This is a genomic window from Robinsoniella sp. KNHs210 (assembly GCF_000686105.1).
In the GTDB taxonomy this organism is placed as follows: domain Bacteria; phylum Bacillota; class Clostridia; order Lachnospirales; family Lachnospiraceae; genus Robinsoniella; species Robinsoniella peoriensis.
This window is the reverse complement of the sequence record NZ_JMLZ01000001.1, coordinates 13707-40670: the sequence shown is the minus strand read 5'-3', so window position 1 is coordinate 40670 and position 26964 is coordinate 13707. Positions and strand designations below refer to the sequence as shown.

The window sequence follows — 26964 nt, the reverse complement described above, 5'->3', positions numbered from 1 at the left end:
GGAAACGAGGAATAGACGATGAATTTTGTGATAAAACATGACATTCCCGGCAGGATGCGTATTCATATAAAGCAGAATACTATGACGCTGGGGGAAGCAGACCTGCTGCTGTACTACCTTTCTTCCCTACCCCGGGTAAAAGAAGCAAAGGTATATAACCGAACATCAGATGCGGTTATCTGTTATGAGGGAAAACGCCGGGAGCTGTTAACAGCAGTGAAAGATTTCCGGTATGATCTGGAAGAGGCAGAAGCCCTGGTTCCCGAGCATACGGGGCGGGCTCTTAACCAGAAATACCAGGAGAAACTGGTCAATAAGGTGGCACTTCGGGCAATAACCCAGATTTTTTTACCGGCACCGGTAAAAGTCCTCTATACCGCAGTGATGTCCATTAAATATATTATAAAAGGCGTAAAAAGCCTCTGGAAAAGAAAGCTGAAGGTGGAAGTTCTGGATGCGGCGGCTATTGCGGTGTCCATTTTAAGAAAAGACTTTGGAACTGCCGGATCGGTAATGTTCCTGCTGGGGGTAGGAGAAATCCTGGAAGAATGGACACGTAAAAAATCCCTGGATGATCTTGCAAGAAGCATGTCTTTGAACATTGAGAAGGTCTGGTTAAATCAGGGAGAGACAGAAGTATTAGTACCCATTTCCCAGGTCCATGAAGGTGATCTGGTGACAGTCCATATGGGAAGTCTGATTCCTCTGGACGGTATGGTTGCATATGGGGAGTCCATGGTAAATCAGGCATCCCTGACAGGAGAATCCATGCCGGTAAAAAAAGAAAGCGGATCAACCGTCTATGCAGGTACTGTTGTAGAAGAAGGAGAAATCACAATCCGGGTTAAGCAAGCAGCAGGGGCTACCAGATATGAGAAAATTGTTACTATGATTGAAGAATCAGAGAAGCTGAAATCTTCTGTGGAGGGAAAAGCATCTAATCTTGCAAACGTACTGGTTCCATACAGTCTGGGAGGAACGGTGATCACTTATCTGATCACCCGGAATGTGTCAAAGGCACTGTCCATCCTGATGGTGGATTTCTCCTGTGCTTTAAAGCTGGCTATGCCCATATCAGTACTGTCTGCCATGAGGGAAGCAGGGAATCACCACATCACGGTGAAAGGTGGGAAATATCTGGAAGCTGCGGCTGAGGCAGATACCATTGTGTTTGATAAAACAGGAACTTTAACTAAAGCGAAACCTGTGGTGGCGGATATCATTACGTTTGGTGGGCGAGACCAGAATGAGATGTTGAGAATTGCGGCATGTCTGGAAGAGCACTTTCCCCATTCCATGGCAAATGCTGTGATACAGGAGGCGAAGAAAAGAAATCTGACCCATGAGGAGATGCATACAAAAGTAGAATATATTGTGGCACATGGAATCGCTTCTTATATTAATGGAGAAAAAGTCCTGATCGGAAGCAGCCATTTTGTTTTTGAAGATGAAAAAAGCAGCATCTTGCCGGAGGAACTGGAAAAGTTTGAAGCAAGGCCGGATCAATATTCCCACTTATATCTTGCGATTGCCGGAGAGCTGGCGGCAATTATATGTATTGAAGATCCTCTTCGGGAAGAAGCAAAAGCTGTTGTAGGCGCTTTGAGAAGCTCCGGATTTAAGAGAATTGTAATGATGACAGGGGATAGTGAACGGACTGCCAAAGCCATTGCAAAGGCGGTGGGAGTTGATGAATATTATTCCGAAGTATTGCCGGAAGATAAAGCAGATTTTGTACAAAAGGTCAAAACAGATGGTCATAAAGTGATCATGATAGGGGACGGAATCAATGATTCTCCGGCATTATCCGCAGCAGACGTGGGAATCGCAATCAGTGAAGGTGCGGCTTTGGCAAGAGAGATTGCCGACATCACAATTTCCGCGGATGATCTGTGGGAACTGGTGACGTTAAAGATGATCAGTAAGGGATTGATGAAAAGAATTAACTGGAATTACCGAAGTGTGATTGGATTTAATCTGGGACTTATTGTGCTGGGAGTAACCGGGGTGCTGGCACCTGCCACATCTGCACTTTTGCATAATACTTCCACATTGTTGATCAGTTTGAAAAGTATGACAAACGTATTGGAATAAACAACCCCGAAACAACACAGAAATAATCGGAAATAACAAGGAAACAACTCGGAGCGGGAACAAATCAATATTTGCTGAGTCTGTGCCATGATAAGGCATTAGCGGAAGAAATTACCCAGGAAGCTTTTTTTAAGGCGATGCAGAATATTTACCGATTTGAAGGTGAGTTATAGATGAAAAGACTGGAACAGCAAGGGAAGACAAGGTCTCTACAAAGAAAATTGTCATTATGTATTGATTCCTATACGTGGAATTGGAAGTTGAAAGTAAATGTATTTTCCAGTATAATAATACCAAAGCAGGCTCAAAGGGATGAGTTAAACGAACATGATCATCGATGATGGCCTGGATGTAAATACGACGGAATGGCTGAAATCCCAGGTGGATGTCATCAGGGGCCCTGTAGAAGGAGAGATGGTATGATTTACACAGTGACATTTAATCCCGCATTGGATTATATTATGCATATTCCCCATATGAGTTCAGGAGAAATAAATAGGAGCAGCTCGGAGCACCTTTTTTGCGGGGGAAAGGGTATCAATGTCTCTATTGTTCTAAGGCATCTGGGGGCAGAAAGTGTGGCAATGGGATTCCAGGCGGGTTTTACGGGAAATGAAATCGTCAGACAGTTGGAATTGCAGGGAATACATACAAATTTCGTGGCTTTATCCCGAGGGAATTCTAGAATTAATGTAAAGGTAAAGGGCGAAACAGAAACAGATCTTAACGGCAATGGACCAGATATTACTGAGGATGAATTCAGGCAGCTGCTGGATAAAATTTCAGTGTTGACCGGGGACGATACCCTTGTTCTTGCCGGAAGCATTCCTGCCTGCCTTTCGTCCGATGCTTATCAGAAAATTATGGAACAATTGGCAGACCGGAATGTAAAAGTCGTGGTAGATGCAGAGAGAGAACTGCTGGTTAAAACGCTTCCCTACCACCCATTTCTGATCAAGCCAAACCATCATGAGTTAGGCGGTGTGTTCGGGGTTTCCTGCACAAATGAACAGGAAATCATCTGCTGCATCAAAGAGATACAGAAAATGGGGGCCAGAAACGTACTGGTTTCCAGGGCAGGGGATGGTGCCATATTCGGTGATGAAGATGGCAGCATGTACCGGATACAGGCACCTTTTGGGACTGTGAAAAATTCGGTAGGCGCCGGAGACTCTATGGTTGCAGGATTCTTAAAAGGATATGAAAGTTCTGTACCACTGGCGCTAAAATTTGCGGCATCGGCAGGAAGTGCCACAGCGTTTGCTGAAGATCTGGCAGAGCGGGATGAAATAATAAATCTGTTGCCAAAGGTGTCGGTAAGCCAGATTTAATCTGAAAATCATCGCGGTGATATAGACAGAAGAAAGATTGGAAATGGGGGACATGTTAGCCCCCCATTGGATAAAAATTATATAATCGCTATTCAATCCCCATAAGCAGATTCATAACATACATTTCCAGACCTTCAAAGTCTCTGTTTTCCACACACTTTTTCTGAAAATCGTAATCGAAGCGTGCTGCTTTGTCTTCCAGTGCCTTTACAATTTTCAGACTGTTCTCCAGGTGTTTATAGCTGTCTTCGTCGGTAGTTGTTCTCATTGCCTTTACATCAAGTCCTACATATTCCCCGTTGGAACCATAATTATTTTCCATCAGTACTTTGATCTGGTTAAATGCCTGGCGGAGATTTTCCACGCCAAAGGATTTATCCTGGTCAAATTTAATGCCGTTCTGGTCATTTAAATGTACTGTCCATAATTTATTCATTGCAAGTGCAAAACCGATTTCATGGGAAGGGTCAAGGCCTGCTAATATTGCATGGGCACTTTCCAGATTGCCTCCCACTCTGGAAGGATCGATGGTAGCTGCGGAGATTGCCATTACATGGCCCATGGTGCCGCAGATACTCCGGTCAATCGGCTCGTTGGGTTTGGGTTCTATGACTACGCGGATCTTAGAATCATAGCGCAGCATTTCGTTGATGGCTTCGATTAACTGCCTGGTTGCCCATACAGGGCTTTTGGACTCTGCGCATAATGTACCTTCTCTTGCCAGCCAGATAACCAGCATATCGGTGCCCAGTTCATTGGCAATATCAATAGACCTTTTTGCTCTCCACATGGCGAAGTCCCTGTCCTCTTTGGAAGTGGACATGAATCCGCCGTCAATGGTATGGGGATCCATCCAGAGTCTGGGCGCTACAAATTCAGCAGCCATATGGTATTTGTCCAGCAGCTCTTTTAATTTTCTGGCTTCTGCCCGGATCTCTTCTTCGTTTAAATCATTCAGGTTTGGCACTGCATCATCATCGTGGAATTGAATTGCGGAAAATCCCATTTCTGAAAATTTCTTTACCTTTTCTTCAAAAGGAATATCATTTCTGGTAGCAGGACCGTAGGAATCTGCTCCGGTATGTACGTTCCAGGGACCTACGGAAAATTTAAATCTTGACATATTGTATCCTCCTTATGTGTTTGTATGGCTCAGCAAATCTTTGCTTTACCATAATTCTTTATAACTTGATTATACTGTAATCAAAAAAATTAACTTTCATATATATGTTGATTTTATATGACTAATTTGCTTTTTTAGCTTTTCTTTCATCGGCTATTCAGGTATACTGTAGTCAGAGTTTGTTCCATTGTTAATTACAGATCACCCACAACCTGGAGACAGAAATATCAGTAATCCAAGATTGTGTATCATCGTAAGCAGCAGTTTAACGAATGGAAGCAGATATTATTTAAACGGAACCGAGTTCCTGTGGAGGCGGCATATGGATCAAGAATACGAATTTGTGGAACATAATTTTCTGAATGATATTAAAATATTTATTGTGGAGCTTTCCCACAGGAAGCCCCATTTTCATAAAGAGTTTGAGATTTGTATGGTTCTATCCGGAATGGTGGAGGTTTTTTGCAATAAGCAGACCTATTTATTTTCGGATGGCTCCGTATTTCTTTTTAATCCCAGGCGTCCACATGAGCTGCATACCTCAAAAGGCAGCGCAGTTATATTATCATTGCAGATTTCCTCGGGATTTTGTGCCCGGTTTTACCCGGATATTTACAATCTGGAATTTGATTCTGTGGATATCGGAAAATATTTTTCCCAGAAAATAAAGTACATGGTACAAAGGGAAATTGAAGAATGTGCATACCTGTATTTTTTGAGAAATGCCAATTATGAGTTTAAATGTATGTCATTACTCTGCGATATTTTCTACAGACTTTTGTACTATTGCCCATACCACCGGATTACAGAGCTGGAGAGACGTTCCAGGAATGCGCATTTGGAGAGGCTGTCCCGTATTACAAAATTTATAGATGAGAATTATACTTCTAAGATACTGCTTTCGGATTTAGTAGAAGAGGAAGGTCTGTCTCTGTCCTACCTTTCTCATTTTTTTAAGGACAATTTCAATATATCATTTCAGGAATATGTAACCCTCCTTCGTTTTGAAAAGGCAAGATACCTGATTGCCCAGACGGATTTAAGTCTGACCGATATCTGCGTTACCTGTGGATTTTCCGATTATCGCTATCTGAGTCAGATTTTTGTGAAAAAAACGGGCATGACGCCTAAGGAATTTCGAAAAACAGGGAAAGTACGGATTATTTATAATGAAGCAGAAGAAAAGGAAGCAGCTACTGCCCAGATGTTCCTCGGAGAAGCAGAGTGTCTGCGGTTATTAGAAAAGCGAATGTAGGAAGCAGTATTTTTAGTGAAAAAGCACAGCAAATCACAACCGGTAGTTGTAATATGCTGTGTTTTTTGAAACGTATCATGGTATGTTTTAGGCGTCCTCGACTCAGCAAAGCATCTATACTTTTTCCCAGCCCTGTTCCATCTTTTTCTTAAGCTCTTCAAAACTTTTCAGTCCGCTTAAGGAATCGTATGCAGTGACACAGGATGCTCCGGTAGCAGTGGCATATTTCATACAGTCTTCCCAGCAGTAGTTATTTAAGATTGCATACAGAAAGGCTGCGATGCTGGTATCGCCTGCTCCGGTGCCGGAGAGCACTTTATCCGGTTTAAAGCTGGGTTCGAAATGACGGATGCCTGTCCAGGCGCCGGCATTGAATTCCAGGCGTTCCCCTATTTTCTCCAGGGTTTCCTGATCAGAAGAGGCAAGGAAAAGCCCGGGAACACCGCATTTTAATAATACTATTTTGCAGCCCATGGCAAGGAGCTTTTGGGCGAGAGGTACAATATCTTCTTCCACGGACAGGATACTGGTAACGTCCCGGCCGTCGGCTCTGGCAATCCATTCCCGGTATCTGGGGCGGTCAATCATATAAGCCAGTTCTTCGATACTTGGAACAAAAAAGTCTACGTAAGGCAGGACTTTTTCCAGAATTGCTTCCCAATCCACCTTTCCGGCTTCGTCATTTTCATCAACGGCTGCCATGTCAAGGGAAGTGGCAACACCCAGGGATTTCACCCTTTGCAGGATTTTAAGCAGTTCACTGCCGCCGTCAGCATACAGGCTTTTCATCAGCGGCGGATAACCAAGATGGAAGAGACGTGCGTCCTTGATAATGTCAAAATCCAGGTCCTGCTCGTAAAAATAATTATTTGCACCGGAGTGGTGCAGGAAAATGCGGTCAATGCCTCTTGGAGCAATTACCACAGAATAAGAAGTATCTTCTTCCCCGGAGATACTCATACTGTTAATGGCGTTGTGTGATTTGATCTGGTCGGAGACGATACTGCCAAAATCATCATTCCCAATCTTACCCATCAGACTTACATTAGCTCCCAGTATTTTCAGTGCAAGACCGGTGTTGGATACGCATCCCCCAATATGAACATCTACAGATCCCATTTGAATCAATCGTCCAGGAACCAGCATATCATCTACTTTATCAATTTTAATGTTCGGAAAGTCCGGTGTAATATCAAGACAAATATGTCCTGCCACCACGACACTTGCTTTTGCTTCACTCATAGTTTACCTCCTGCATATCGCAGGTCTGCCTGCGATACTGCCATAATAAGTAGTTTGAAAGCGTTTTTCTTTCAAACGTTATCTCCTGATTGTCTACTGCAGTTTCAGCAGTACTTCTTTTACGATCCGCTCTATGAATGCGGGGTTTCTCTCCAGCTCTTTTACCAGATCCGTATTCCGCCCTTTTCCGGTGGAACCAAAGAGTTCAATTTTTTTCATTACTTCCTGTTTTGTTGCTTCTACCGCTGCCGGAATCAAATCGATGATGCCTTTGTTCATAGACTGGAAATCCCGGAAAGCTGCTTCTACGGCTGCAACATTGATATCCGTAAAAATATTTACCTTGCTGATACCTTCCCGGATAGCCATTTTAAAATCCTGATCTGTCAGTCCGGAACCGCCATGGAGTACCAGAGGTACGGAGATAGTATTGGCAATTGTTCGAATCCGCTCAAAATCCAGTTTGGGCGGAAGTTTGTAAGCTCCGTGTGCAGTACCAACCGCAATTGCAAGTGCATCCACACCTGTTTTTTCCACAAAATCTTTCGCCTGTGCAGGATCTGTATAAAATCTGGAAGGATCATTTGTATGTGAATCACCTTCAAAAGAACCTTCATTGTCACCCACATGCCCTAATTCACCTTCGATGCTCGCACCATAGGAGTGTGCGATTTCAGCCATTTCTCTGACTTTTCTCACATTTTCGTCGTAAGAATCGGTAGAGCAGTCATACATGATAGAACTAAAGCCAAGTTCCAGTGCCTTTATGCAGGTTTCTTTTTTCAGGCCGTGGTCCAGATGGACGACAATGGGAACATTTGCTTTCTTTGCCATAGGCAGCAGATAATAGGACAATTCTTCCAGTGGACCGTAAGGAAAAAGTACTTCTGCAGTTCCCATAATCACGGGAGAACCGGTACTTTCTGCAGCAGCGATAATTCCTCTGGCAAGTTCCAGGTTTACTGCATTAAATAGACCGATGGCATACTTTCCTTTTTTGGCGGGTATCAGTACATCATTCATATTTACCAGCATTTCATTTACCTCCATAAGTATTGATAAATTTATGTTAAACGGAAACGGTACTTTTGTGTTGTTAAATTAGCTATTTTTAGTAGACTAATTTGCTATATACGAAAATAAATGGGTATTTTGACGAACTATGTGAGGATAAGGAAAGGTATATTGGTTAAAAAATGGAAAATTATATGTGGAGTGCTACTGGCTGAATGGATGATAATCGGGTATAATGGAAACAGTTCTAAAAACATGATGCCGGAATCAGAATCTAAATAATTTGTATAATTAAAAGATAATATTTTCAGGATATAAATTCTAAATATTCATAGGGGAAACTACGGCATCATTCCTGCATAATAATGAAGATAATAGTGAAAAAGAAGAAAGAGGTAAATAAATAATGAAAATATATGAAACAGCAGACCTGATTAGAAATATTCCGGTTTTATCTTCTATAATAGAGGAAAGAGAGTCTGTCTGGATGAATCCGGATCTGGTTTCATTTGAACTTGCCGCAAAAGATCTGGAACTTTCCATGAAGGATATCGACGAGGCAGAGGAGCGTCTGAACCGTTTTGCTCCGTTTATAGCAACTTGTTTTCCGGAGACAAGAGAACAGGGCGGAATTATTGAATCTGTACTGTCGCCCATTCCTAAAATGCAGGAATACATAAATGAGAAATATCAGAGCGCCCTGACCGGCAGGCTGTTATTAAAACAGGACAGTCATCTTGCAATTGCGGGTTCCATCAAGGCAAGGGGCGGCATTTATGAGGTACTGAAGCATACAGAGGATCTGGCATTAGAACATGGATTGCTTTCTTTTCAGGATTCTTATGAAATCCTGGCAGCGGACAAAAGCCGGTCCTTTTTCAATGACCATACCATACAGGTTGGTTCCACCGGCAACCTGGGGATGAGCATTGGCATTATGAGTGCCGCAATCGGATATAAGGTCATTGTACATATGTCGGCAGATGCAAAACAGTGGAAAAAGGACTTGCTGAGAAGCCATGGAGTCAAGGTTGTGGAATATGAATCGGATTATAGTGAGGCAGTTTTAAACGGCAGAAGATGTTCGGATATGGACCCCAATAGTTATTTTGTAGATGATGAAAATTCCCGAAATCTATTCCTGGGCTATGCAGTAGCAGCAAAGAGACTTATTGGGCAGCTGAAGGACCAGGGAATCAGCATTGATTCCCAGCATCCTCTTTTTGTATACATTCCCTGCGGAGTTGGCGGAGCCCCGGGCGGCATCAGTTTTGGCTTAAAACAACTATTCAAAAATTGTGTCCACTGCTTCTTTGCGGAGCCGGTTAAAGCACCGTGTATGCTTGTGGGAATGGCAACCGGGCTGCATCAGAACATTTCCGTACAGGATATCGGATTATCCGGGCAAACCCATGCAGACGGGCTGGCTGTGGGGCGCCCTTCCGGATTAGCAGGCAGCATTATGAAACCACTGTTAAGTGGAATCTTTACGGTCAGGGATGGGCATCTGTATGATTATATGCGTGATTTAATAGAAATGGAGGGTATCTTTTTGGAACCAAGTGCCTGCGCGGCATTTACCGGACCGATCCATTTGAATCAATATCCGGAGACAAAGAAATATCTGATGGAGAATCATCTGTACGGGAAAATGGATCAGGCAGTGCATATTGCATGGGCAACCGGTGGCAGCCTCGTGCCGGAGGAGATACGCAAGGAGTATATGGGGACGTATTTGAAGGAATTAAATACGCTTTAGCCCATTTATTTTATGATAGGAAGGAAAGCGGTATGACCGAAAAAGTATTGATTATTGATGATGATAAAGAATTAGGAATTCTATTAAAACAATGCATTGAGCACAATGGACATTGGGCTGATGTGGCAGCAACCGGCATGGAAGGAATTCGTTTTTTGCGTGAGGCTGGTGACTATAAGCTTATTGTTCTGGATGTTATGCTTCCGGATATCAGCGGTTTTTCAGTGCTGACGAAAATAAGGGATCTGTGTTCCATACCGGTATTGATGCTGACGGCAAAAGCCGATGAAAGTGATAAAGTTACCGGTCTGGAGCTGGGGGCCGATGATTATCTGACCAAGCCGTTTGGAATAAAGGAATTTCTTGCCCGGGTGAACTCGTTAATCCGGCGTTATACGGTGCTGAATGAAAAAGAGAAGGGGAATACTCAATTGGAGGTGCTTCGCTTTCAGGATTTGGTAATTGATATTGGCAGCCACGCAGTGCTGTTAAATGAAGCTGATGTCTATCTTACGGCAAAAGAATTCGATCTGTTATATTTTCTGGCTTCCAATCAAGGGAGAATTTTCACCAAGGAACAGCTCTATGAACAGGTATGGGCAAATGAATATGGATTTGATGACAGCAATATTATGTCATATATCAGCAGACTTCGAAAAAAACTGGAACCGGATGGTCAGGAGTTTGTTTATATACAAACAGTGCGGGGAGTGGGATATCGCTTTAACCGGGAGGTATAGTCATGGTAACGATGATTCTAAGTTTTGTCTGCACAGCGTTACTGGCAAGTGTGATCATACTTCTTTTACAAAAGCACTATGTAAAAAGGAAACTCAGGGAGGCATCCGTGATTTTGGATGAAATCGCAGACGGGAATCCGGACAGGCGCATGATCGATCATGAGAACAGTTTAACAGCAGAGCTGATCTATAAAATAAATGCAATTATGGTTAATATGAAAGAGGAAATGAACAGGCAGAAACAATCGGAATTAACATACCGCAGCCTGATCACCAGCCTTTCCCATGACATCAGAACCCCATTGGCGTCGGTGGCAGGATACCTGGAAGCATTGTTAAGCCACCTTGTAGACGAAGAGAACAGGGAGATGTATATTGACACAGCTCTTAAGAAATCATATAACCTGAAGGATTATGTAGATACGCTCTTTGAATGGCTTAAGCTGGAATCGGGCGAGCGCATCTATCTGTTCCAGGAAACGGATGTATATGAGTTACTCCGTACCATCATGACTGATTGGATACCCCATCTGGAAAATAATGGGTTTGATTTTGAAATAAATATACCGGATGATAAAAAATTAATATGTAAAATAGACCGCAGTGCGTTTCAGAGAATCATGAATAATCTGATACAGAATGTATTGGAACACAGTGGCGGCGACGTCTTTTTCTTAAGTACTGTATGCAGTAAAGATGTTTTGGAAATACACGCTGCAGACAACGGGAGCGGAATTTCGAAAGATGATCTGCCCCATGTTTTTGAGCGGCTTTATAAATGTAGCGCTGCACGGGGGACCAAAGGAAATGGTCTGGGACTTTCCATTGTAAAGGAGCTTGTAAAGGCGCATCAGGGAACCATTGAAGTTCGAAGCGGCCAGGGACATTTCAGCCAGGAACACTGTATTCCGGGACAAGGCGGCAGGGACAGCCAAAAGGCGGGATGTGAATTTATCATAAGGATGAAAATGATCTAGATTTTCTTACCTACCCGGAGTGCTTTTTGGCGGATAGTATCCGATGGGAGCCAGTCGAATACTATCCGCCAAAAACACTTCGGAAACATGATAAATGCAAGCTGCCGGTAAGGTTTTGGTAAGGTTCATATGTTAAGATATTCCTATATTAATAAAAGGAGCAGATAATACATGGGCAATCAATTTATATTGGAGACAAACATGCTTAAAAAAACCTACGGAAGCCGTACGGTAGTGAAAGATGTAAATATTCATGTGAAAAAGGGAAGGATTTATGGGCTGCTTGGCAGAAACGGTGCCGGCAAGACTACGATTATGAAGATGGCATTAAACCTGGTATCCGTTACAGCGGGAGAGATTTATCTTTTTGGAAATAATTTAAAAGAGAGTGGTAAATCGGTCTATTCCCGTATTGGTTCAGTAATTGAAATACCCGGGTTTTATCCGGGACTTACCGGAACCCAGAATCTGGAAGTATTTGCGAAGATAAGAGGGACGGTAAAGAAAAATGCAGTGCATGATGCCCTGGATGTAGTGGGGCTGCCCTGGAAGGATAAGAAAGCTTTTTCCGCGTATTCCCTGGGAATGAAACAACGGCTTGGGATAGCCAATGCCATTTTAAATGATCCTGAATTGCTGATTTTAGATGAGCCAACAAACGGTCTGGATCCCATTGGCATTGCAGAAATGCGGGAATTTATGAAGAGGTTAAGCGTGGAGCAGGGGAAAACAATCATAATTTCCAGTCATATTCTGTCAGAGGTAGCGCAGCTTGCAGATGATATTGGGATTCTGCATGAGGGAAATCTTCTGGAAGAAAGCGATATGTTAAAGCTGAGATAGAAAAATGAAAAGTATATTTTAGTTCAGGTTTCATCCGTCCCCAAAGCAGTATTGGAACTGGAAAAGAAACTTCAAATAAAAAAATATACAGTAGAATCAGATAATTTTATTCGTATATATGATGTCCAGCAGAATCCGTCCGAAATCAATGAAGCTTTTTACAATGCCGGAATCAGCGTATCTTCCCTGCAGATTTATAAGGATAGTCTGGAGGATTATTTTAAGAAGATTACGGGAGGTGAGGGAATTGCTTAATCTGATTGAAGCAGAAATCTTGAAACTAAGAAAAAGTAAGATGGTCTGGATATTGACGGTTATAGTCTGGGCAGTGCCAGGATTACTGATTTTAAAGGAATTGTTCATAGTTTCAGCACTGAATTATGATGAGTGGATCCGTACGATGAATATGTTTTCCGGTATCACATTCTCAGTTATGAATGGGTTGTTTCTTACTTTTCTGGTTCAAAAGGAGTACCAGGATAACACGATTATTAATGTGCTTACGGCTCCGGTTTCCAAAACAGCATTTATACTGGAAAAGTTTTTGATCTGGGTTTTGTGGAATTTGGTTTTAATCATAGGAATTGATGGAATTGCACTGTTGGGATACAGGCTTTTATTTCCGTCCCGGTTCCGTATGGCAGATATGTGGGCACCTTTGCTTTTTGTTACCAAGAGCTGCCTGTTTCAGTTTTGTAGTCTGTCACCGGTTCTCTATGCAGCAGTTAAACAGAAAAAATTATTTTATCCCTCGTTACTTTTGACTCTTCTGTTTGCGGTCATTGGCCTGGCTGCCTGGCAGACTTCACCGCAAATGCTTGTTTTGGCCAGCATTATTCCCTGGTCAGCAGCATCAGTGGGAGCCATGCTGGATCCATCAACGCCGTATTATTATGCTGCAGTCTGTTCCGTTTTAATTTGTATGGCTACGGGCGTAGTGATGGCAGTGCGTTCATTTACAAAGCAGGATCTGTGATTCTATTGACATAGCGGACGATGCCAGATATAATAATTTGGACAATGTTCTAAATGCTGTTCAAAAGGAGTAACGCTATGCCTTGTTGAACTGTTGTACCACGGGAAGAATTAGAGGGTAAAATCTCAGAACTGATGCTGGAGGGTGGAATCGTTGGCAGAGTTCAGGAAATTGTTGAAAGGAATAACTAAAATGAATATACAGATATTTGGAACAACGAAATGTTTCGATACGAAAAAGGCACAGCGGTATTTCAAAGAACGGGGCATTTCTTTTCAGTTTATTGATATGAAAGAAAAAGGGATGAGCAAAGGCGAATTCAATAAAGTTAGGCAGGCAGTGGGCGGGCTTGACAATATGCTTGATGAAAAGAGCAGGGACAAGGATATCTTAGCGCTGGTTCGATATATTGCTGAGGAAGATAAAGCCGAGAAGGTTCTGGAGAATCAGCAGATTCTAAAGACACCTATTGTGAGAAATGGGGAATCTGCCACAGTGGGATTTCAGCCGGATGTCTGGAAAATGTGGAAGTAGAGGAAGAGGAATGGATTAAAATAGAGTGAGTAAGTCGGAGTAGACTTATTCACTCTTAATTTTTGCTCTGCTCCAGGCTCCAAGGCCAATAATCAATATAAGAAGAATACCTCTGATGGCTGTCTGATAGTAAGAAAAGACACCTAATAAATCAAGTGCATTTGTAATAACACTGAATATCAATATTCCAATGATACTTTTCCCAATGCTGCCAACCCCTCCAATCAGGCTGGTACCGCCAATAACTACCCCGGTGATGACAGAGAGAGCGGCATTGTCTCCCTGCAATGCAGAAGCAGTGTTTAATTTTGAAGAATTCAAAATTCCGGCTATACCCGCGGCTAAACCACTTAAAATAAATACCGAAATTTTATAAAATGCAATATTTATTCCGCTATTGTGTGCAACCTCTGAATTTCCACCCATAGTATAGATATTTCTTCCAAAGCGGGTAGAGGTTAAAATATACCAGGTTATCAGAACCAGAGCGATAAGAAGTAAAATCAGGAAAGGAATACCAAATAGTTTTCCATTTCCAATTTCTGCATACCAGCTATTTTTACTGATGATGGGATTGCCACCAGATATTTTAAGGGCAATTCCCTTTATAATATAGGAGGTTCCGATGGTTGCAATAAAGGAGCTGATATGGCATTTTGCAATTAAAAATCCATTTACCAGTCCAAGGAGGCAGGCTGAGAGAATACCCATCATAATGGAGAATATTTGCCCAGTATATGGTTCTGCAAGTACACTGATCAAACCGGATAATGCCATAATAGAACCGACGGATAAATCAAAATCCCCACCGATAATTGCAAAAGTCATACCGCATGCCATAATTCCGTAGATGGATGCCTGAATTAAAATATTTGTTATGTTATCAATGGTAAGGAAAAATGAAGAAGCAATACTCATTACAATAATAATAGCGAGGAGTACAATTAGTGGTTTCTGCTCTCTAATGATTTTCTTGATGATTAACATTTTTTGCCCTCCTGATCTGCATATTTTGCTTGCGGTTCCAAACTTCAAAGGCAATTGCCAGAATCAAGACAAGACCTTTTACGATATTTTGATCAAAAGTCTGGAATCCCAACAAATTCATTGCATTTCCAAGAATGCCCAAAGTAAGAACCCCAACAAAAGCTTTGCCGATACTTCCAACACCGCCTGACAGGCTGACTCCTCCTAAAACGGCAGCCACAATGGCATCCATTTCATAACCGGTCCCGGCAGTCGGTGTTGCACCAAGGGTACGGGAGGTTAATACAATGGCTGCAGCTCCAGCCATTAACCCTGATATTCCATAACATATTAACTTTACAAGTCCCGTCTGTATACCGGATAATTGACTGCATACGGTACTAAAGCCTGTGATATGCATTTTACGTCCAAACGTTGTGCGGCTTTCTATTACGGACAAGATGATAGCTAACAGGAAATAGATTATGACAGGAATGGGCAGGTATCTTCCGATACTTCCGGTTCCGATTGCATTATAGAAACTGGAATTGCTTCCTTCCAGAGAAAACCCCTGTGTGTATAACAGACTTAATGCAGAAAAAAGCAATTGGGTTCCAAATGTGATCATAAGGGATTCTCCGGAGTTTGCATGAGTTAGGACAACGATCAGACCGTTTACCAGTCCACATAAGATCCCCACGAAAAGTGCTGAAAGTATAGCGGGAACGGCAGGCATTTTCGAACTGAAAGAGATGGCAATGATCCCGGTAAATGTCATGATACTTCCAATAGACAGATCCATATGACCGCAGATTAATACAAAGGACATGCCGATGGTTAAAAGTCCAAGAATGCAGCATTGCCGAATTACGTTAATTAAATTCTGAACAGTTAAAAAATTATCTGCTGTGAAGGATGCAATCAGGATGAAAATAAGCAGCAAAATCAAATTTGAAAATTTAAACAGTTTCTCTCTCATTTTTCCTCCCTTAAGATTGCAGTTTTCATAATATTTTCAGGGGTCTTATCCGCTCCGCATAATTCCCCTTTTAGATTTCCTTCATGGATTACCAGGAGCCTGTCGCTCATATTAATGATTTCCGGTAATTCGGAAGAGATTATGATAATGGATTTACCTTCGTCGGCCAATTGGTTTATTAGCTGGTATAGTTCGTACTTTGCACCTACATCGATTCCTCTCGTAGGTTCGTCCAGTATGATAATCTGCGCATCCGTAAAGAGCCATTTTGCCAGAACGACTTTCTGCTGATTGCCTCCGCTTAAACTCAGTGCGGAAGTTTCCGCACCGGATGTCTTGATGTGAAGTTTTTTAATATAAGAAAGTGCAGCTTTCTTTTCAAGAGATTTGTCTACAAATCCTAATGACGTAACTTTATGTAAGGCTGCCAGACATGTATTGACACTCAGGGACTCTTCGAGTATCAGTCCCTGATTTTTCCTGTCCTCGGTAACAAAGGCAATTCCCATATCTATGGCGTTTTTGGGAGAATTTATATGTACTGGATTTCCGTTTAAGGTAATGTTACCGGAAGTTAACTTGTCGGCTCCGAAGATGCATCGGACGATTTCTGTACGCCCTGAACCGACCAGCCCTGCGATGCCAAGGCGTTCTCCTTTATGTAACTGAAAGGAAATATTTTGAAATGCTTTGACTCTGGTAAGATTTACTGCCTCTAATACAACTTCGGATTGGAATGTGCCTTCTCGTGGTGGATATTCCTGATCCATACTTCTTCCAACCATTTTTGATATGATTGTTTCTTTTGTCAGTTCCTGAGTTGGTTTTGTATCAATCACAGCACCATCACGCATAATGGTTACACGGTCACAGAGGCGGAATATCTCATCTAAACGGTGTGAAATGTAGATTACAGTAATTCCGGATGCCTTTAGCTGATCGATGATCGCAAATAGATTGTCTAATTCCTTAGAAGTCAAAGTTGCGGAAGGTTCATCCATAATAATAATTTTAGATTGAAAGGATAAAGCTTTTGCAATTTCAGTCATTTGTTTGCGTGCAACACTTAAGTTTTCTACTTTTTCTTTCGGATCAATGGACAATCCAACCTTTTTAAGAAGAATTGCGGCTTCTTCGTAGATATTCTTCCAATCGATGCCGCGAATTCCTTTTTTCTTCAGCCTTCCTACAAAAATGTTTTCGGCGATACTGAGGGAGTTAACCAGGTTAAATTCCTGAAATATGATACTAAGTCCAAGTTGCTGGGCTTCCAGAGGGGAAGAAATCCGCACTTCCTTCTGATCAATTTCTATGGTGCCGGAATCTTTTGCAATTACTCCGGTAAGTACTTTCATAAGCGTGGATTTACCAGCACCATTTTCCCCCACAAGCCCAAGAACTTCCCCTCTTTTAACTTTCAGAGAGATATCATTTAAGGCTGTCACGCCTGGAAACGTTTTGGTAATATGTTTTAAATTTAAGATGTAGTCATCTGTAGTTTGCTTCATAAATACCCTCTTTTCTTGTGTTTCAGTTTACCAGAGAAGAGACGGGTCATAATCATTTACATTTGTAGAGTCTAAGAGATCTATTTTATCTTTATACCAGCTTTCGACTTTTTCGCCGTTTATTGCTTTTACAAGAACATCAAGAGAGGTACGTCCTTCTTCAACGAGTGGCTGAACGGAGGTAGCAATAATTTCTCCTGATTTAACCATGTCGGCACCTGCTTTACTTCCATTATAGCTGACTACGGCCACATCTTTTCCTGTTACACCCATAGACTTCATAGCCTGTACCACACCTACGCACATTGTATCATCGTGAACCCAGATACCGGCAATATCAGGAAATTTAGTAAGAATGTCTTCTGTAACAGTCATGGCTTTTGCCTTGTCATAGTCACCGGCCAGTTTTGTTACAATTTCAATATTACTTCCGGCAACAGCTTCTTCAAAACCTTTCGTTCTCAGGATTTGCGCGGAGGTTCCGGCGCTTCCTTCAACGATAGCAACTTTGCCGCCTTTTTCGCCCAAGGCTTTTTTCAGCATTTCGCCTGCAGATTTTCCTACATCTTCATCATCAGCGCCTACAAATGAAGTAATGTATTCACTTCCGCTTTCATCAATATTCATGGCACCCATGACAACAGGGACTCCGGCTTCATGTGCTGCTTTTACAGCAGGAATGATGGAAGTTCCATCTACGGGATTTAAAACAATGCCATCTACTTTCTGTGATACGAGAGAGTTAATCTGATCTGTTTGCTTACTGGGGTCCCACCCACCGTCCAGTTCAATCAGTTCGATTCCAAGTTCTTTTGCTTTTTCTTGTATTCCCTGTGCAAAAACTTTTACAGCCGGCGCACTGAGCTGACAATAAGCAACACCTATTTTTAAATTGGCCGTGGTACTTTTAGTTTCGCCTGAAGCTTCTGCTGACTTTGTATCGGCAGTATTGGAAGCAGCTGCAGTAGATTTTTCAGCAGTATCCTTTGGGGCAGAAGCACATCCAGCCAAAAGTCCGGTAACCATTGTTGCACACATTAGAACAGATAATAATTTTTTTTTCATAATTCATTCTCCTTTTAATTAAATAGATATTTATTTATAAAGTTTCTTGAAACCATTTGGATATGTCTTCAAAAACAATCTGCCGGTTGGGGTCCATTGGGATATTATGATCAATACCTTCATAGATTTTTATTTTTTTTATGGAAGATGCAGCCGCTTGATACATCTGCATGGATTCCTCTGCGGGTACCAGTTCATCCTTTTCACCATGTGCAAAGAAGATGGGATGATGAATGGAACCGCATTTTTCAATTGGTCTGTAACTCATCATATTACGAAGAGATGATAGGGAAACGAATGCGTTGATGTCATTATTCAGGAAGCTGTCTAGTTGGAGATTCTTTTTTTCTTCTTCACTGGAATGATACATTTCCAGTGTATGAATCAACTGGGATTTTCCAGTTGCAGCTGTAATTTCTTCATCTTTTTCTAATATTTTTAGAAAATATTGAAAATCCCCCTCATTTCTGGACCAGACTCCTTTCATCCATTCATAACAATTTCCGATACCAGACATGGAGACAGTACTTTTAATTCGTGTATCGATGCCGCTGACATATACTGCAGTCGAGGCTCCCATGCTGATTCCGGCAACTCCGATTCGATTTTTATCTACGCAGGGAAGTGTAGAGATATATGAAACTGCGCTTAAAAGATCTTCCGGCCATTGTGTTGCACAGTACAATTCATATCGGTCCGGATCCAGTGAACTGCATCCTCTAAAATCAAATCGTGCAGTACAAAATCCACTTTGAACCAGGTGGTCTGACAAAACATCAAGCCCGTCATTCTTATGTCTGGAATGTCCGTGACAGAGTAAAATGATGGGGAGTTTCTGTTCTAAGAATTGTTCATCAATATTGATAACCATGGATTTTTTAACACCGCAGCTGTAAAAATATTTTCTGAATTCCATAAGCATTTCTGTCCTTTCTTTTAATAGTTTAAGTATAGCATAGTAAAATTTTTGATTCAATTCTATTTTACTACCAGTTAGTAAAACGTTTAACTGATTTATTTACTTGCTTTTGTTTATCGGCTTTAGTATACTGAGGTCAATAAAATCTGAAAGATTAAATGTGTGAAAGGAGGTCTTCAATATGGCAAATATCAAGGATGTAGCTAAGCGCTCAGGTGTTTCAATCGCTACAGTTTCTAACTATATCAACAATAAAAAGAAGGTGGGAGAAGAGACGGCAGCCCGTATTGATGAAGCAATCAGGAGTCTGAATTATGTAGTCCATAATTCCGGAAGAGAACTTAGAATGCAGAAAAATAATGATATAGGTATTGTCTTTCCCAATATTTCCGATCCATATTTAGAAAAGATAATAAGTAGCATCAAGGGTTATTTCTCCCAGTATGATCAAAACTTTGTTCTTGAGTTATCGGATAATAATACGGAAAAAGAGACGAAAGCAGTTCTAAATCTCATAGGAAGGAATGTTTCCGGGATTATACTATATTCCTGCCAGCCTGATAATTTGTCTATATTTGAAAAACTGGAGCGTTCCAGAATACCTTATGTTTTAATCGATCACAAACCGCAGGAATTAGATTGTAATTTTATATCTGTGGATCATGAAGATTTATTTTACCGGCTTACGAAAGAAGTACTGAACAAAGGTTTCCGTAAAATATCTATGATCCTGGGGCCCTATGAATTTGCTGAAAACAGAATGGCTTTGAAGGGGTATCAGGAAGCATTTGTAGATAAGGACATTTCTTATGAGAAAAATATTGTGATTTCCACAACAGCGATTAGAGAGTGTGGATTTCGGGCAGGAATCCAGTTATTTGAAGGAGCAGATGATATACCCGATATTATTTTTACAACCTCTTACCGGTTGGCAGAAGGTATTAAATATGCTATGAAGATCTATCATATTGATGAACGGAAACATATATCAATTGTCACCACGGGTGATGCGGTAGATGATGTTTTTTATCACGATGAAACCATTATTAAGACATCCCGTTCTGCCTACAATATAGGAGAAGAAGCGGGAAAACTGCTATTGAAAAATATTAAATCTCCGATCGTATTTGAGAAAGAAGAATTGTGTTTTCAGGATAGTTTTCTCTTAAAAGATATTAAGGATTACCATGAATCTGCTGAAGAAAATAGCCTGATATTTGAAGATGAGATCTGTGTTCTATTATTAGACGATGAGAGTTCTGTCAGTGGTTTATCCAAGCTGCTGATTGATTTTTATGCAAAAGAGAAAATTAATGTACGCATAAAGAAGGTTCTTCCTGAAAATGCTTTTGAATATATTTGTGATTATTTTGAGAGTGGCAGGGATGACATAGATGTTATTTTATTCGATTTGCCCTGGCTTCCCTATTTTGCAGATAAGGGCTGCCTTTTATGTCTGGATGAAATGATGCAGGATTCTGATTTTCATACAGAACATTATCTCACAGGTACAATGGATCATTATAGTATGTTTAAAAACAGGCATTATGCACTACCTTATATGGCATGTACTCAGCTTTTGTTTTATAGGAAGAGTTTATTCCAGAGTGAAAGTATTGCCAGGGATTTGGACAAAAGATTCATGGTACCGCTAAAAATTCCACAAACATGGTTTCAGTTTAATACATTGGCAAAATATTTTACCAGGTCTTACAATCCGGATTCCCCGGTGCCATATGGGCATACTATGTCTATTTCTTATCCGGAGCAGCTGGTATGTGAATTAATGCCGCGAATATGGGATTATCATGGAGACTTGTATAACAGTCAAAATGATATTATTATAAATAACCATGCCATAAAAAAGGGACTGCGCAGCCTGTTGGAAGCTGTACAATATTCTACGCCTGAGTTTTTAAGTGACAGGCCATCGGATACCGTTCAGCATTTTATGGCTGGAGAAACTGCAATGCTATGTACCTTTTATAATTATGCAACAGATATTGTCGAACGTTCTAATTCCTCTATTGTAAATGATTTTGGATATACAACCCTTCCCGGCACTTCGGTTATGGCGGGGTGGTGTTTGGGAATCAGTCATAATTCAAAAAAAGCGGAACATGCATTTAAATTTATAAAATGGGCTTCGGGATCTGAGATTGCTATCGCACATACCATATTAGGAGGTCAGTCACCCAATATTTCCGTATATCGTAATTACGATATGGTTTCTTTATATCCATGGCTTCCAAAAGCATTGTGGGGATTTGAAAAATCTAAGAAAAGGCTGACACCAATAACGGCAGATGGGAAGATTATCAGTGAGAAAGGTGAGGAAGATAAAATATATAAATATTTGCTGCCTATGCTTAAAAAATTAGAATCGGGTAGTATACCGGATAAAGATGAGATTCAGGATATGATTAGCAGAATGCAGCGGGAGATGAACAGGCTGTTTATATAGTTTACAGAGGGTTTCGCTGAGTAAGGGGACGCTTTGTTTCAGCAGGTAGTGTACGAAAAGAAGGGGCGTGGAGGAATTACATGGACTCTGTCGGCTGGCCGCAGAACTGGCATTTTCTATCCTTCCGAAAGTGTTTTTTAGCGGCCAGCTGACGGAGTCAGTGAAAAAAATGTTCACCTACAACAACTGCCTGATATAATCAGCAGGCAGCATAGTCTTCTTTGCAGTCTGTTCAACAGACCATCCCTGCGCCAGACAGCGCTTTGCTGCGCTCTCCATACTTTCCGCCGCTTCAACGATATGCTGTTCAAAATCGTAAAACCGCATGACTCTCTGTCCCCACGGGTACTCCCTTATGCCATGTAAAAATTCAATTTCCGGAATAAGTTTTATTTTTTCGTACCATTTCTCTAGATCATTTGTTTCGAAGTACAATTGAAAATTGTTTTCTTTACTTAAAGGCTTCAGACCTGCATCCACTAATTCTGCATAATTGCTTTGTAAGGATAATCCACCTTCAAATGATACATGGGCACCTAAATCCATGGTTACCTTTTGTTCCATTACGGTTTCATAAAAATATTTTGATTTTTCCATGTTCTGGACTGCGATCAGCGTTCCACCATATTTCATTTCATTCACCTCCTTTGGCTGCCTACATTATATAATTAAAATTTAGATATTTCGTTGTAAAAATCGGACATGTTTTCTAAATACTGAGCTGGTGTAACACCGCAAATCAATTTAAAATCCCGGGTAAAGTGAGAATGGTCATAATATTCCATCAGGTCTGCCACATGAGCGATCGTTGTAGGTGCATTTGTATTTTGCAGTAACTGAATCGCCTTATTGACTCGGACTAAACGAGCAAAGGATTTTGTACTGGTTCCGATGTATTGTTTGAAAATCCTGTTTAAATGCCGTTCACTATAATGAACGGATTTTGCAATGTCTTTTGAAGATATCGACCCGCCTGCCCGAATGATATGATTTGCGGCCATTTTTAAACCTTGGTTTTCTTGATACTGTTCATTTTCATAATTTTTTGCAATATATATCAGTAAGAGTTTGTCTAATTCAGAAAAAAGGAAATCAACACTCCCTGACTTTTCAATAATCTCAAAAATAAAATTCTGCAAACTTTTTTGAAATAAAGCCAGAGAAAATGTTTTGTCTGCCAGATCTGCCTGATTTTCTTTTATAAATGGAAAAAGCCCCCAGGGCTGAAATTCAATGATCAGGATCAATATGGCGTCTTTTGCCTGTTTACCCACTGTATTAGTTATTGTTGCAGCACCAAATAAATCTCCTTCCATCTTATTTCCGTCAAAATGAAAGACAAGTGTTGAACTTCCATGTGGAATAACCGTATATTGATCAGATATTATATTTTCGTTGGGAAAAGTAAGGGTATAATTTGATATGTATGGATTCAATGCTGTATCTGGGAGCACATATAAATAATCATCAGTTTTTAGTAAAATGCGTCTGTTGTCATAATAATTGCTGATTGCTGTCTTATCTATCATTCTTATCACCGCCTAAGCTATTATAGGAAAATAAGGCAGAAAATGTCAAGTAGCACTTATGTCTGAAGGACTGCAATCAGGAATGATCACTTAAAGATTACACATAAAAAGTTCTGGAATTATGTATTTGCTAGTGCTAAAATAAAAAGCAATGAAAATATGGAGGAAAATTGATATGAAAACAAATGAAATTAATATACGCGATCCTTTTGTCTTATTAGACGGAGATACCTATTACATGTATGGCACCAGAGGCCCCAGATGCTGGGGCAGTGATGACGGACTGGATTGTTATTACAGCAAGGATCTTAACGAGTGGACAGGACCGGTTGAAGTTTTCCATAAACCGGAGGGCTTTTGGGCAGATCAGAATTACTGGGCACCGGAGTGCCATAAATATCGGGGAAATTACTATATTTTTGCTTCCTTTAAGGCAGATGGGGTTTGCAGGGGTACCCAGATCCTGAGATCTGCTCATCCGCTGGGACCATTTCAAGTGCACAGCGAATCTCCGGTTACACCCAAAGAGTGGGAATGTCTGGACGGAACGTTATATATTGATTCCAGCCAGGTTCCTTACATCGTTTTCTGCCATGAATGGGTACAAATAGGTGACGGGGAAGTGTGTGCCATTGCATTATCTGAGGATTTGAAAAAACCCGTCAGCGAACCGAAGGTATTATTTAGTGCATCGCAGGCTCCCTGGATAAAGAAGCTGGATACGGACAGGCTTGGCAAGGACGTAGAATGTTATTGCACCGATGGACCCTTTATGCATCGCTGTCAGGACGGCACCTTATTAATGCTTTGGTCGAGCTTTGGAGAAGAAGGGTATACGGAGGCCATAGCCAGAAGCGATAATGGAGATATCTCAGGAAAATGGGAGCAGGAACCGAAACTGCTGTTTAAGAAAGACGGCGGGCACGGGATGCTTTTTAAAACGAAAGAGGGAGCGTTGATGTTATCCCTTCATTCCCCGAATGAAACGCTTAAGGAACGGCCGGTATTTTATAAGATACAGGAAGAGGATGGGAAAATATACGTATAATGATGCAGGAGAAATATCTGAAAAGACGTAATACGAAGGGAGGCAATATGAGCAGGATATTGATTATAGAAGATGATGAAGCATTAAATACAGGCTTGAGCTTTGATCTGGAAGCAGAGAATTATGAAATAGTATCCGCCTTTTCCCTGGAGGAAGGGCGGAATATTCTGACAGAACAGACATTTGACTTGATTTTCCTGGATGTAAACCTTCCGGATGGCAATGGATTTCAATTTATACAGGAGTTGAAAATGACAAAGGATACTGCTGTTATTTTCCTAACTGCCTGCGATATGGAAAGTGATGCCGTCAGAGGGTTTGACCTTGGAGCAGATGACTATATTACAAAGCCGTTTAGCATGGAGCTGCTTCGCAGAAGGGTTGCGGCGGTTTTAAAGCGGTGTTCAAAAACAGAAAATAAAAATCAGTACAGGGATTCTTATTTACAGATTGATTTTGACAAACCGGAAACCAGAATCAAGAATCAGGAGCTGACACTGACACCAACGGAATATAAAATGCTGAAACTTTTAACGGCACATCCCGGACAGCTTCTGACGCATCAGGTAATGTTAGAACATCTGTATGACAGTGAAGGCAATTTTGTAGATAAACATGCCCTTGCGGTAAATGTAAACCGGCTTCGTTCCAAGATTGAAGATGATATCCATAAATATATCAAGACGATTTATGGTATGGGGTATCAATGGGCGGGTGAGAATCATGGCTAAGTTTAAGCTGCAGACAGTATGGATTTACAAAATATTTTATGGAGCAGGTATTTTAATGCTTGCAATATTCGGCATTCTGGTTTGGAATGTGACGGATAATCCGTTCATGCGAGTGCTTTTGCTTGGATTTGGAATCGGATTTTTAGGAATTGGCGCAGTGGTAATTGCAGTTATGCGCAGACAGATAACAGGTTTTACAGATTCAATGAGTACCTGCCTGGATGAGATGCTGGATGAAAAGGAAAATATTGTGTTTGATGAGATCAGCGAGACACTTTTATCGAAGCTGCAGTCTAAACTGAGGAAGCTATATGAAATTTTACAGAGGCATAATCAAAACAGTCTGGAAGAAAAGAGGGCAATTCAGAGTCTGGTATCGGATATTTCCCACCAGACAAAGACACCCGTTGCAAATATAAAAATGTATGCCGGAATTTTGCAGGATCGGGAAGTAGAACGTGAAAAACAGAAAGAATTCCTGCATTCCATTACGGTTCAGGTAAATAAACTGGATTTTCTTATACAAGCAATGATTAAAATGTCCAGACTGGAAACCGGCATATTTGAGATGCGGAAAAAAAGAGCTTCCGTTTACGAAACACTTGGAATGTCATTAAACAGCGTTTTTCCAAAAGCAGAACAGAAGCAGATCGATATATCGGTTGACTGTCCCGAAGATCTTTTCCTGTGTCATGATGTAAAATGGACGGCGGAGGCGATATCGAATATCCTGGATAACGGGGTGAAATATACACCGTGTGGCGGGAAAATTGCTGTTTTTGCAGAGCGGCAGGAGTTTTATACCAGAATCAGAATACGCGATACCGGCAAAGGGATTCCGGAAAAGAACCAGGCATGTGTTTTTAAGCGTTTTTATCGGGAAAAAGAAGTACATGAACAGGAAGGAGTGGGGATAGGCTTATATCTTACAAGGGAGATCATAACTTTACAGGGGGGGTATGTGGAAGTTAGATCCAAGCCCGGGGAAGGGGCAGAATTTATGATTTACCTTCCTAATTGAGATTATTTCCAAGGAGCATAGGGACAGATGTCTGCCCTTATGCTCCTTGTGCCGCCAGGCGTCACTTATATATGCAGATTATCACAGTTTCGAGATAATCTGCTTTTGAGATAAGTTTGAGATAATTGAATGGTAAGATAAAGTCATCAAAAGAAAGGGGAACAATTTATATGAGTATTATATTAGAAACCAGGGAATTGAAAAAATATTATGGGATGGATCCAAATATCACAAGAGCATTGGATGGTGTAAATATATCAATAGAGCAGGGAGAATTTGTGGCAGTTGTGGGAACTTCTGGAAGCGGTAAATCCACATTGCTCAATATGCTGGGAGGCCTGGATATTCCCACATCGGGAAGTGTGCAGATCCGGGATAAGGAAATTGCAAAAATGAATGACGAACAGCTGACTATTTTCCGGCGACGCAATATTGGATTTGTGTTCCAGAATTATAATCTGGTTCCTATTTTAAATGCTTATGAAAATATTGTTCTTCCAGTGGAACTGGATGGCGGTACGATTGATAAACATTTTTTGAAGGACGTGGCGGGGATGCTTACCCTGGAGGATAAGCTTACTAATATGCCCAATAATTTATCCGGAGGACAGCAGCAGCGTGTGGCAATTGCAAGGGCATTGATTACAAAGCCGGCTATTATTCTTGCTGATGAACCCACTGGGAATCTGGACAGTAAAACCAGTGCAGATGTACTGGGACTGCTGAAGATGACAAGTGAAAGATTTCATCAGACAATCGTCATGATCACTCATAATAATGAGATTGCGCAGCTGGCAGACAGAATTATCAGGATTGAAGACGGAAGGATTGCCAATTAGGGGGGAA

At 41.2% G+C, this 26964-nt stretch carries 23 protein-coding genes and 1 pseudogene; 14 read left to right on the top strand and 10 right to left on the bottom strand.

The genetic code is table 11. The features are described from left to right. The first annotated feature begins 18 nt into the window (after positions 1–18). Positions 19–2094, top strand: a complete 2076-nt coding sequence (locus tag CD03_RS0100190) for a heavy metal translocating P-type ATPase (RefSeq protein WP_027291910.1) — start codon at positions 19–21, stop codon at positions 2092–2094. A 419-nt stretch (positions 2095–2513) separates the two neighbouring features. Further along, positions 2514–3425 carry a 1-phosphofructokinase gene (gene pfkB / locus CD03_RS0100170; protein WP_027291909.1) on the top strand — a complete coding sequence of 304 codons (912 nt, stop codon included), beginning with the start codon at positions 2514–2516 and terminating at the stop codon, positions 3423–3425. Positions 3426–3513: 88 nt separating this feature from the next. Here the strand turns inward: pfkB and CD03_RS0100165 are convergent, their stop codons facing one another. Beyond that, entirely contained in the window at positions 3514–4548 is a 1035-nt protein-coding gene (locus CD03_RS0100165; RefSeq protein ID WP_027291908.1) for a TIM barrel protein, read from the bottom strand. Between the two features lie 322 nt (positions 4549–4870). On the opposite strand from CD03_RS0100165, the gene CD03_RS35570 reads away from it, so the two are divergent. Then, positions 4871–5803, top strand: coding sequence for an AraC family transcriptional regulator (locus tag CD03_RS35570; RefSeq protein WP_027291907.1), 933 nt, complete (start codon positions 4871–4873; stop codon positions 5801–5803). Between the two features lie 114 nt (positions 5804–5917). Here the strand turns inward: CD03_RS35570 and CD03_RS0100155 are convergent, their stop codons facing one another. Both CD03_RS0100155 and CD03_RS0100150 read right to left on the bottom strand, forming a co-directional pair. Beyond that, the gene (locus tag CD03_RS0100155) at positions 5918–7045 is read right to left on the bottom strand and encodes a carbohydrate kinase family protein (RefSeq protein ID WP_027291906.1); all 1128 of its coding nucleotides are present in this window, start codon (positions 7043–7045) and stop codon (positions 5918–5920) included. Between the two features lie 93 nt (positions 7046–7138). After that, positions 7139–8080 (bottom strand): class II fructose-bisphosphate aldolase, encoded by a 942-nt coding sequence (locus CD03_RS0100150; protein WP_027291905.1) that lies wholly within the window; start codon positions 8078–8080, stop codon positions 7139–7141. Between the two features lie 385 nt (positions 8081–8465). On the opposite strand from CD03_RS0100150, the gene dsdA reads away from it, so the two are divergent. The 6 genes and pseudogenes from dsdA (at position 8466) to CD03_RS0100115 (ending at position 13888) form a co-directional block, all read left to right on the top strand. Next, on the top strand, positions 8466–9818 hold the full coding sequence (dsdA, locus tag CD03_RS0100140) for a D-serine ammonia-lyase (protein ID WP_044288793.1): 1353 nt from the start codon (positions 8466–8468) through the stop codon (positions 9816–9818). A gap of 32 nt (positions 9819–9850) precedes the next feature. Further along, positions 9851–10558, top strand: coding sequence for a response regulator transcription factor (locus CD03_RS0100135; RefSeq protein ID WP_027291903.1), 708 nt, complete (start codon positions 9851–9853; stop codon positions 10556–10558). 2 nt (positions 10559–10560) lie between these two features. After that, positions 10561–11535, top strand: coding sequence for a sensor histidine kinase (locus CD03_RS31755; RefSeq protein WP_052377589.1), 975 nt, complete (start codon positions 10561–10563; stop codon positions 11533–11535). A gap of 171 nt (positions 11536–11706) precedes the next feature. Then, positions 11707–12633, top strand: a pseudogene (locus CD03_RS31750) (ABC transporter ATP-binding protein). Further along, positions 12626–13354: an ABC transporter permease gene (locus tag CD03_RS0100120; RefSeq protein ID WP_027291902.1), complete on the top strand. Its 729-nt coding sequence runs from the start codon at positions 12626–12628 to the stop codon at positions 13352–13354. Before CD03_RS31750 ends, CD03_RS0100120 begins: the two are co-directional and overlap by 8 nt. 192 nt (positions 13355–13546) lie before the next feature. Next, entirely contained in the window at positions 13547–13888 is a 342-nt protein-coding gene (locus CD03_RS0100115) for an arsenate reductase family protein (protein WP_027291901.1), read from the top strand. A 45-nt stretch (positions 13889–13933) separates the two neighbouring features. On the opposite strand, the gene CD03_RS0100110 is transcribed toward CD03_RS0100115, so the two are convergent. Genes CD03_RS0100110 through CD03_RS0100090 form a run of 5 tightly spaced genes read right to left on the bottom strand, consistent with a single transcriptional unit; the run spans position 13934 to position 19322 of the window. Beyond that, positions 13934–14875, bottom strand: coding sequence for an ABC transporter permease (locus CD03_RS0100110; RefSeq protein ID WP_044288791.1), 942 nt, complete (start codon positions 14873–14875; stop codon positions 13934–13936). Further along, complete coding sequence (locus CD03_RS31745) at positions 14850–15833, bottom strand: ABC transporter permease (RefSeq protein ID WP_044288789.1); 984 nt, start codon at positions 15831–15833, stop codon at positions 14850–14852. Before CD03_RS31745 ends, CD03_RS0100110 begins: the two co-directional genes overlap by 26 nt. Further along, positions 15830–17341, bottom strand: a complete 1512-nt coding sequence (locus CD03_RS0100100) for a sugar ABC transporter ATP-binding protein (protein ID WP_027291899.1) — start codon at positions 17339–17341, stop codon at positions 15830–15832. Before CD03_RS0100100 ends, CD03_RS31745 begins: the two co-directional genes overlap by 4 nt. A 27-nt stretch (positions 17342–17368) precedes the next feature. After that, positions 17369–18406 carry a sugar ABC transporter substrate-binding protein gene (locus CD03_RS0100095; protein WP_027291898.1) on the bottom strand — a complete coding sequence of 346 codons (1038 nt, stop codon included), beginning with the start codon at positions 18404–18406 and terminating at the stop codon, positions 17369–17371. Between the two features lie 34 nt (positions 18407–18440). Beyond that, the gene (locus tag CD03_RS0100090; RefSeq protein WP_160295843.1) at positions 18441–19322 is read right to left on the bottom strand and encodes an alpha/beta hydrolase; all 882 of its coding nucleotides are present in this window, start codon (positions 19320–19322) and stop codon (positions 18441–18443) included. 184 nt (positions 19323–19506) lie between these two features. Between CD03_RS0100090 and CD03_RS0100085 the strand changes: the two genes are divergently transcribed. After that, the gene (locus CD03_RS0100085; RefSeq protein WP_027291896.1) at positions 19507–21789 is read left to right on the top strand and encodes an extracellular solute-binding protein; all 2283 of its coding nucleotides are present in this window, start codon (positions 19507–19509) and stop codon (positions 21787–21789) included. A 177-nt stretch (positions 21790–21966) separates the two neighbouring features. On the opposite strand, the gene CD03_RS0100080 is transcribed toward CD03_RS0100085, so the two are convergent. Then, complete coding sequence (locus tag CD03_RS0100080) at positions 21967–22422, bottom strand: VOC family protein (protein WP_027291895.1); 456 nt, start codon at positions 22420–22422, stop codon at positions 21967–21969. A 35-nt stretch (positions 22423–22457) separates the two neighbouring features. After that, on the bottom strand, positions 22458–23318 hold the full coding sequence (locus CD03_RS0100075; protein WP_027291894.1) for a helix-turn-helix domain-containing protein: 861 nt from the start codon (positions 23316–23318) through the stop codon (positions 22458–22460). A 175-nt stretch (positions 23319–23493) separates the two neighbouring features. On the opposite strand from CD03_RS0100075, the gene CD03_RS0100070 reads away from it, so the two are divergent. From CD03_RS0100070 to CD03_RS0100055, 4 genes are all read left to right on the top strand, one after another. Continuing rightward, positions 23494–24366 carry a glycoside hydrolase family 43 protein gene (locus CD03_RS0100070; protein ID WP_027291893.1) on the top strand — a complete coding sequence of 291 codons (873 nt, stop codon included), beginning with the start codon at positions 23494–23496 and terminating at the stop codon, positions 24364–24366. Then, positions 24366–25097, top strand: a complete 732-nt coding sequence (locus CD03_RS0100065) for a response regulator transcription factor (RefSeq protein WP_330377081.1) — start codon at positions 24366–24368, stop codon at positions 25095–25097. Before CD03_RS0100070 ends, CD03_RS0100065 begins: the two co-directional genes overlap by 1 nt. Next, entirely contained in the window at positions 25090–26118 is a 1029-nt protein-coding gene (locus CD03_RS0100060) for a sensor histidine kinase (protein WP_044288788.1), read from the top strand. The genes CD03_RS0100065 and CD03_RS0100060 overlap by 8 nt, the downstream gene beginning before the upstream one ends. A gap of 170 nt (positions 26119–26288) precedes the next feature. After that, the gene (locus CD03_RS0100055) at positions 26289–26957 is read left to right on the top strand and encodes an ABC transporter ATP-binding protein (protein WP_027291890.1); all 669 of its coding nucleotides are present in this window, start codon (positions 26289–26291) and stop codon (positions 26955–26957) included. Positions 26958–26964 lie beyond the last annotated feature (7 nt).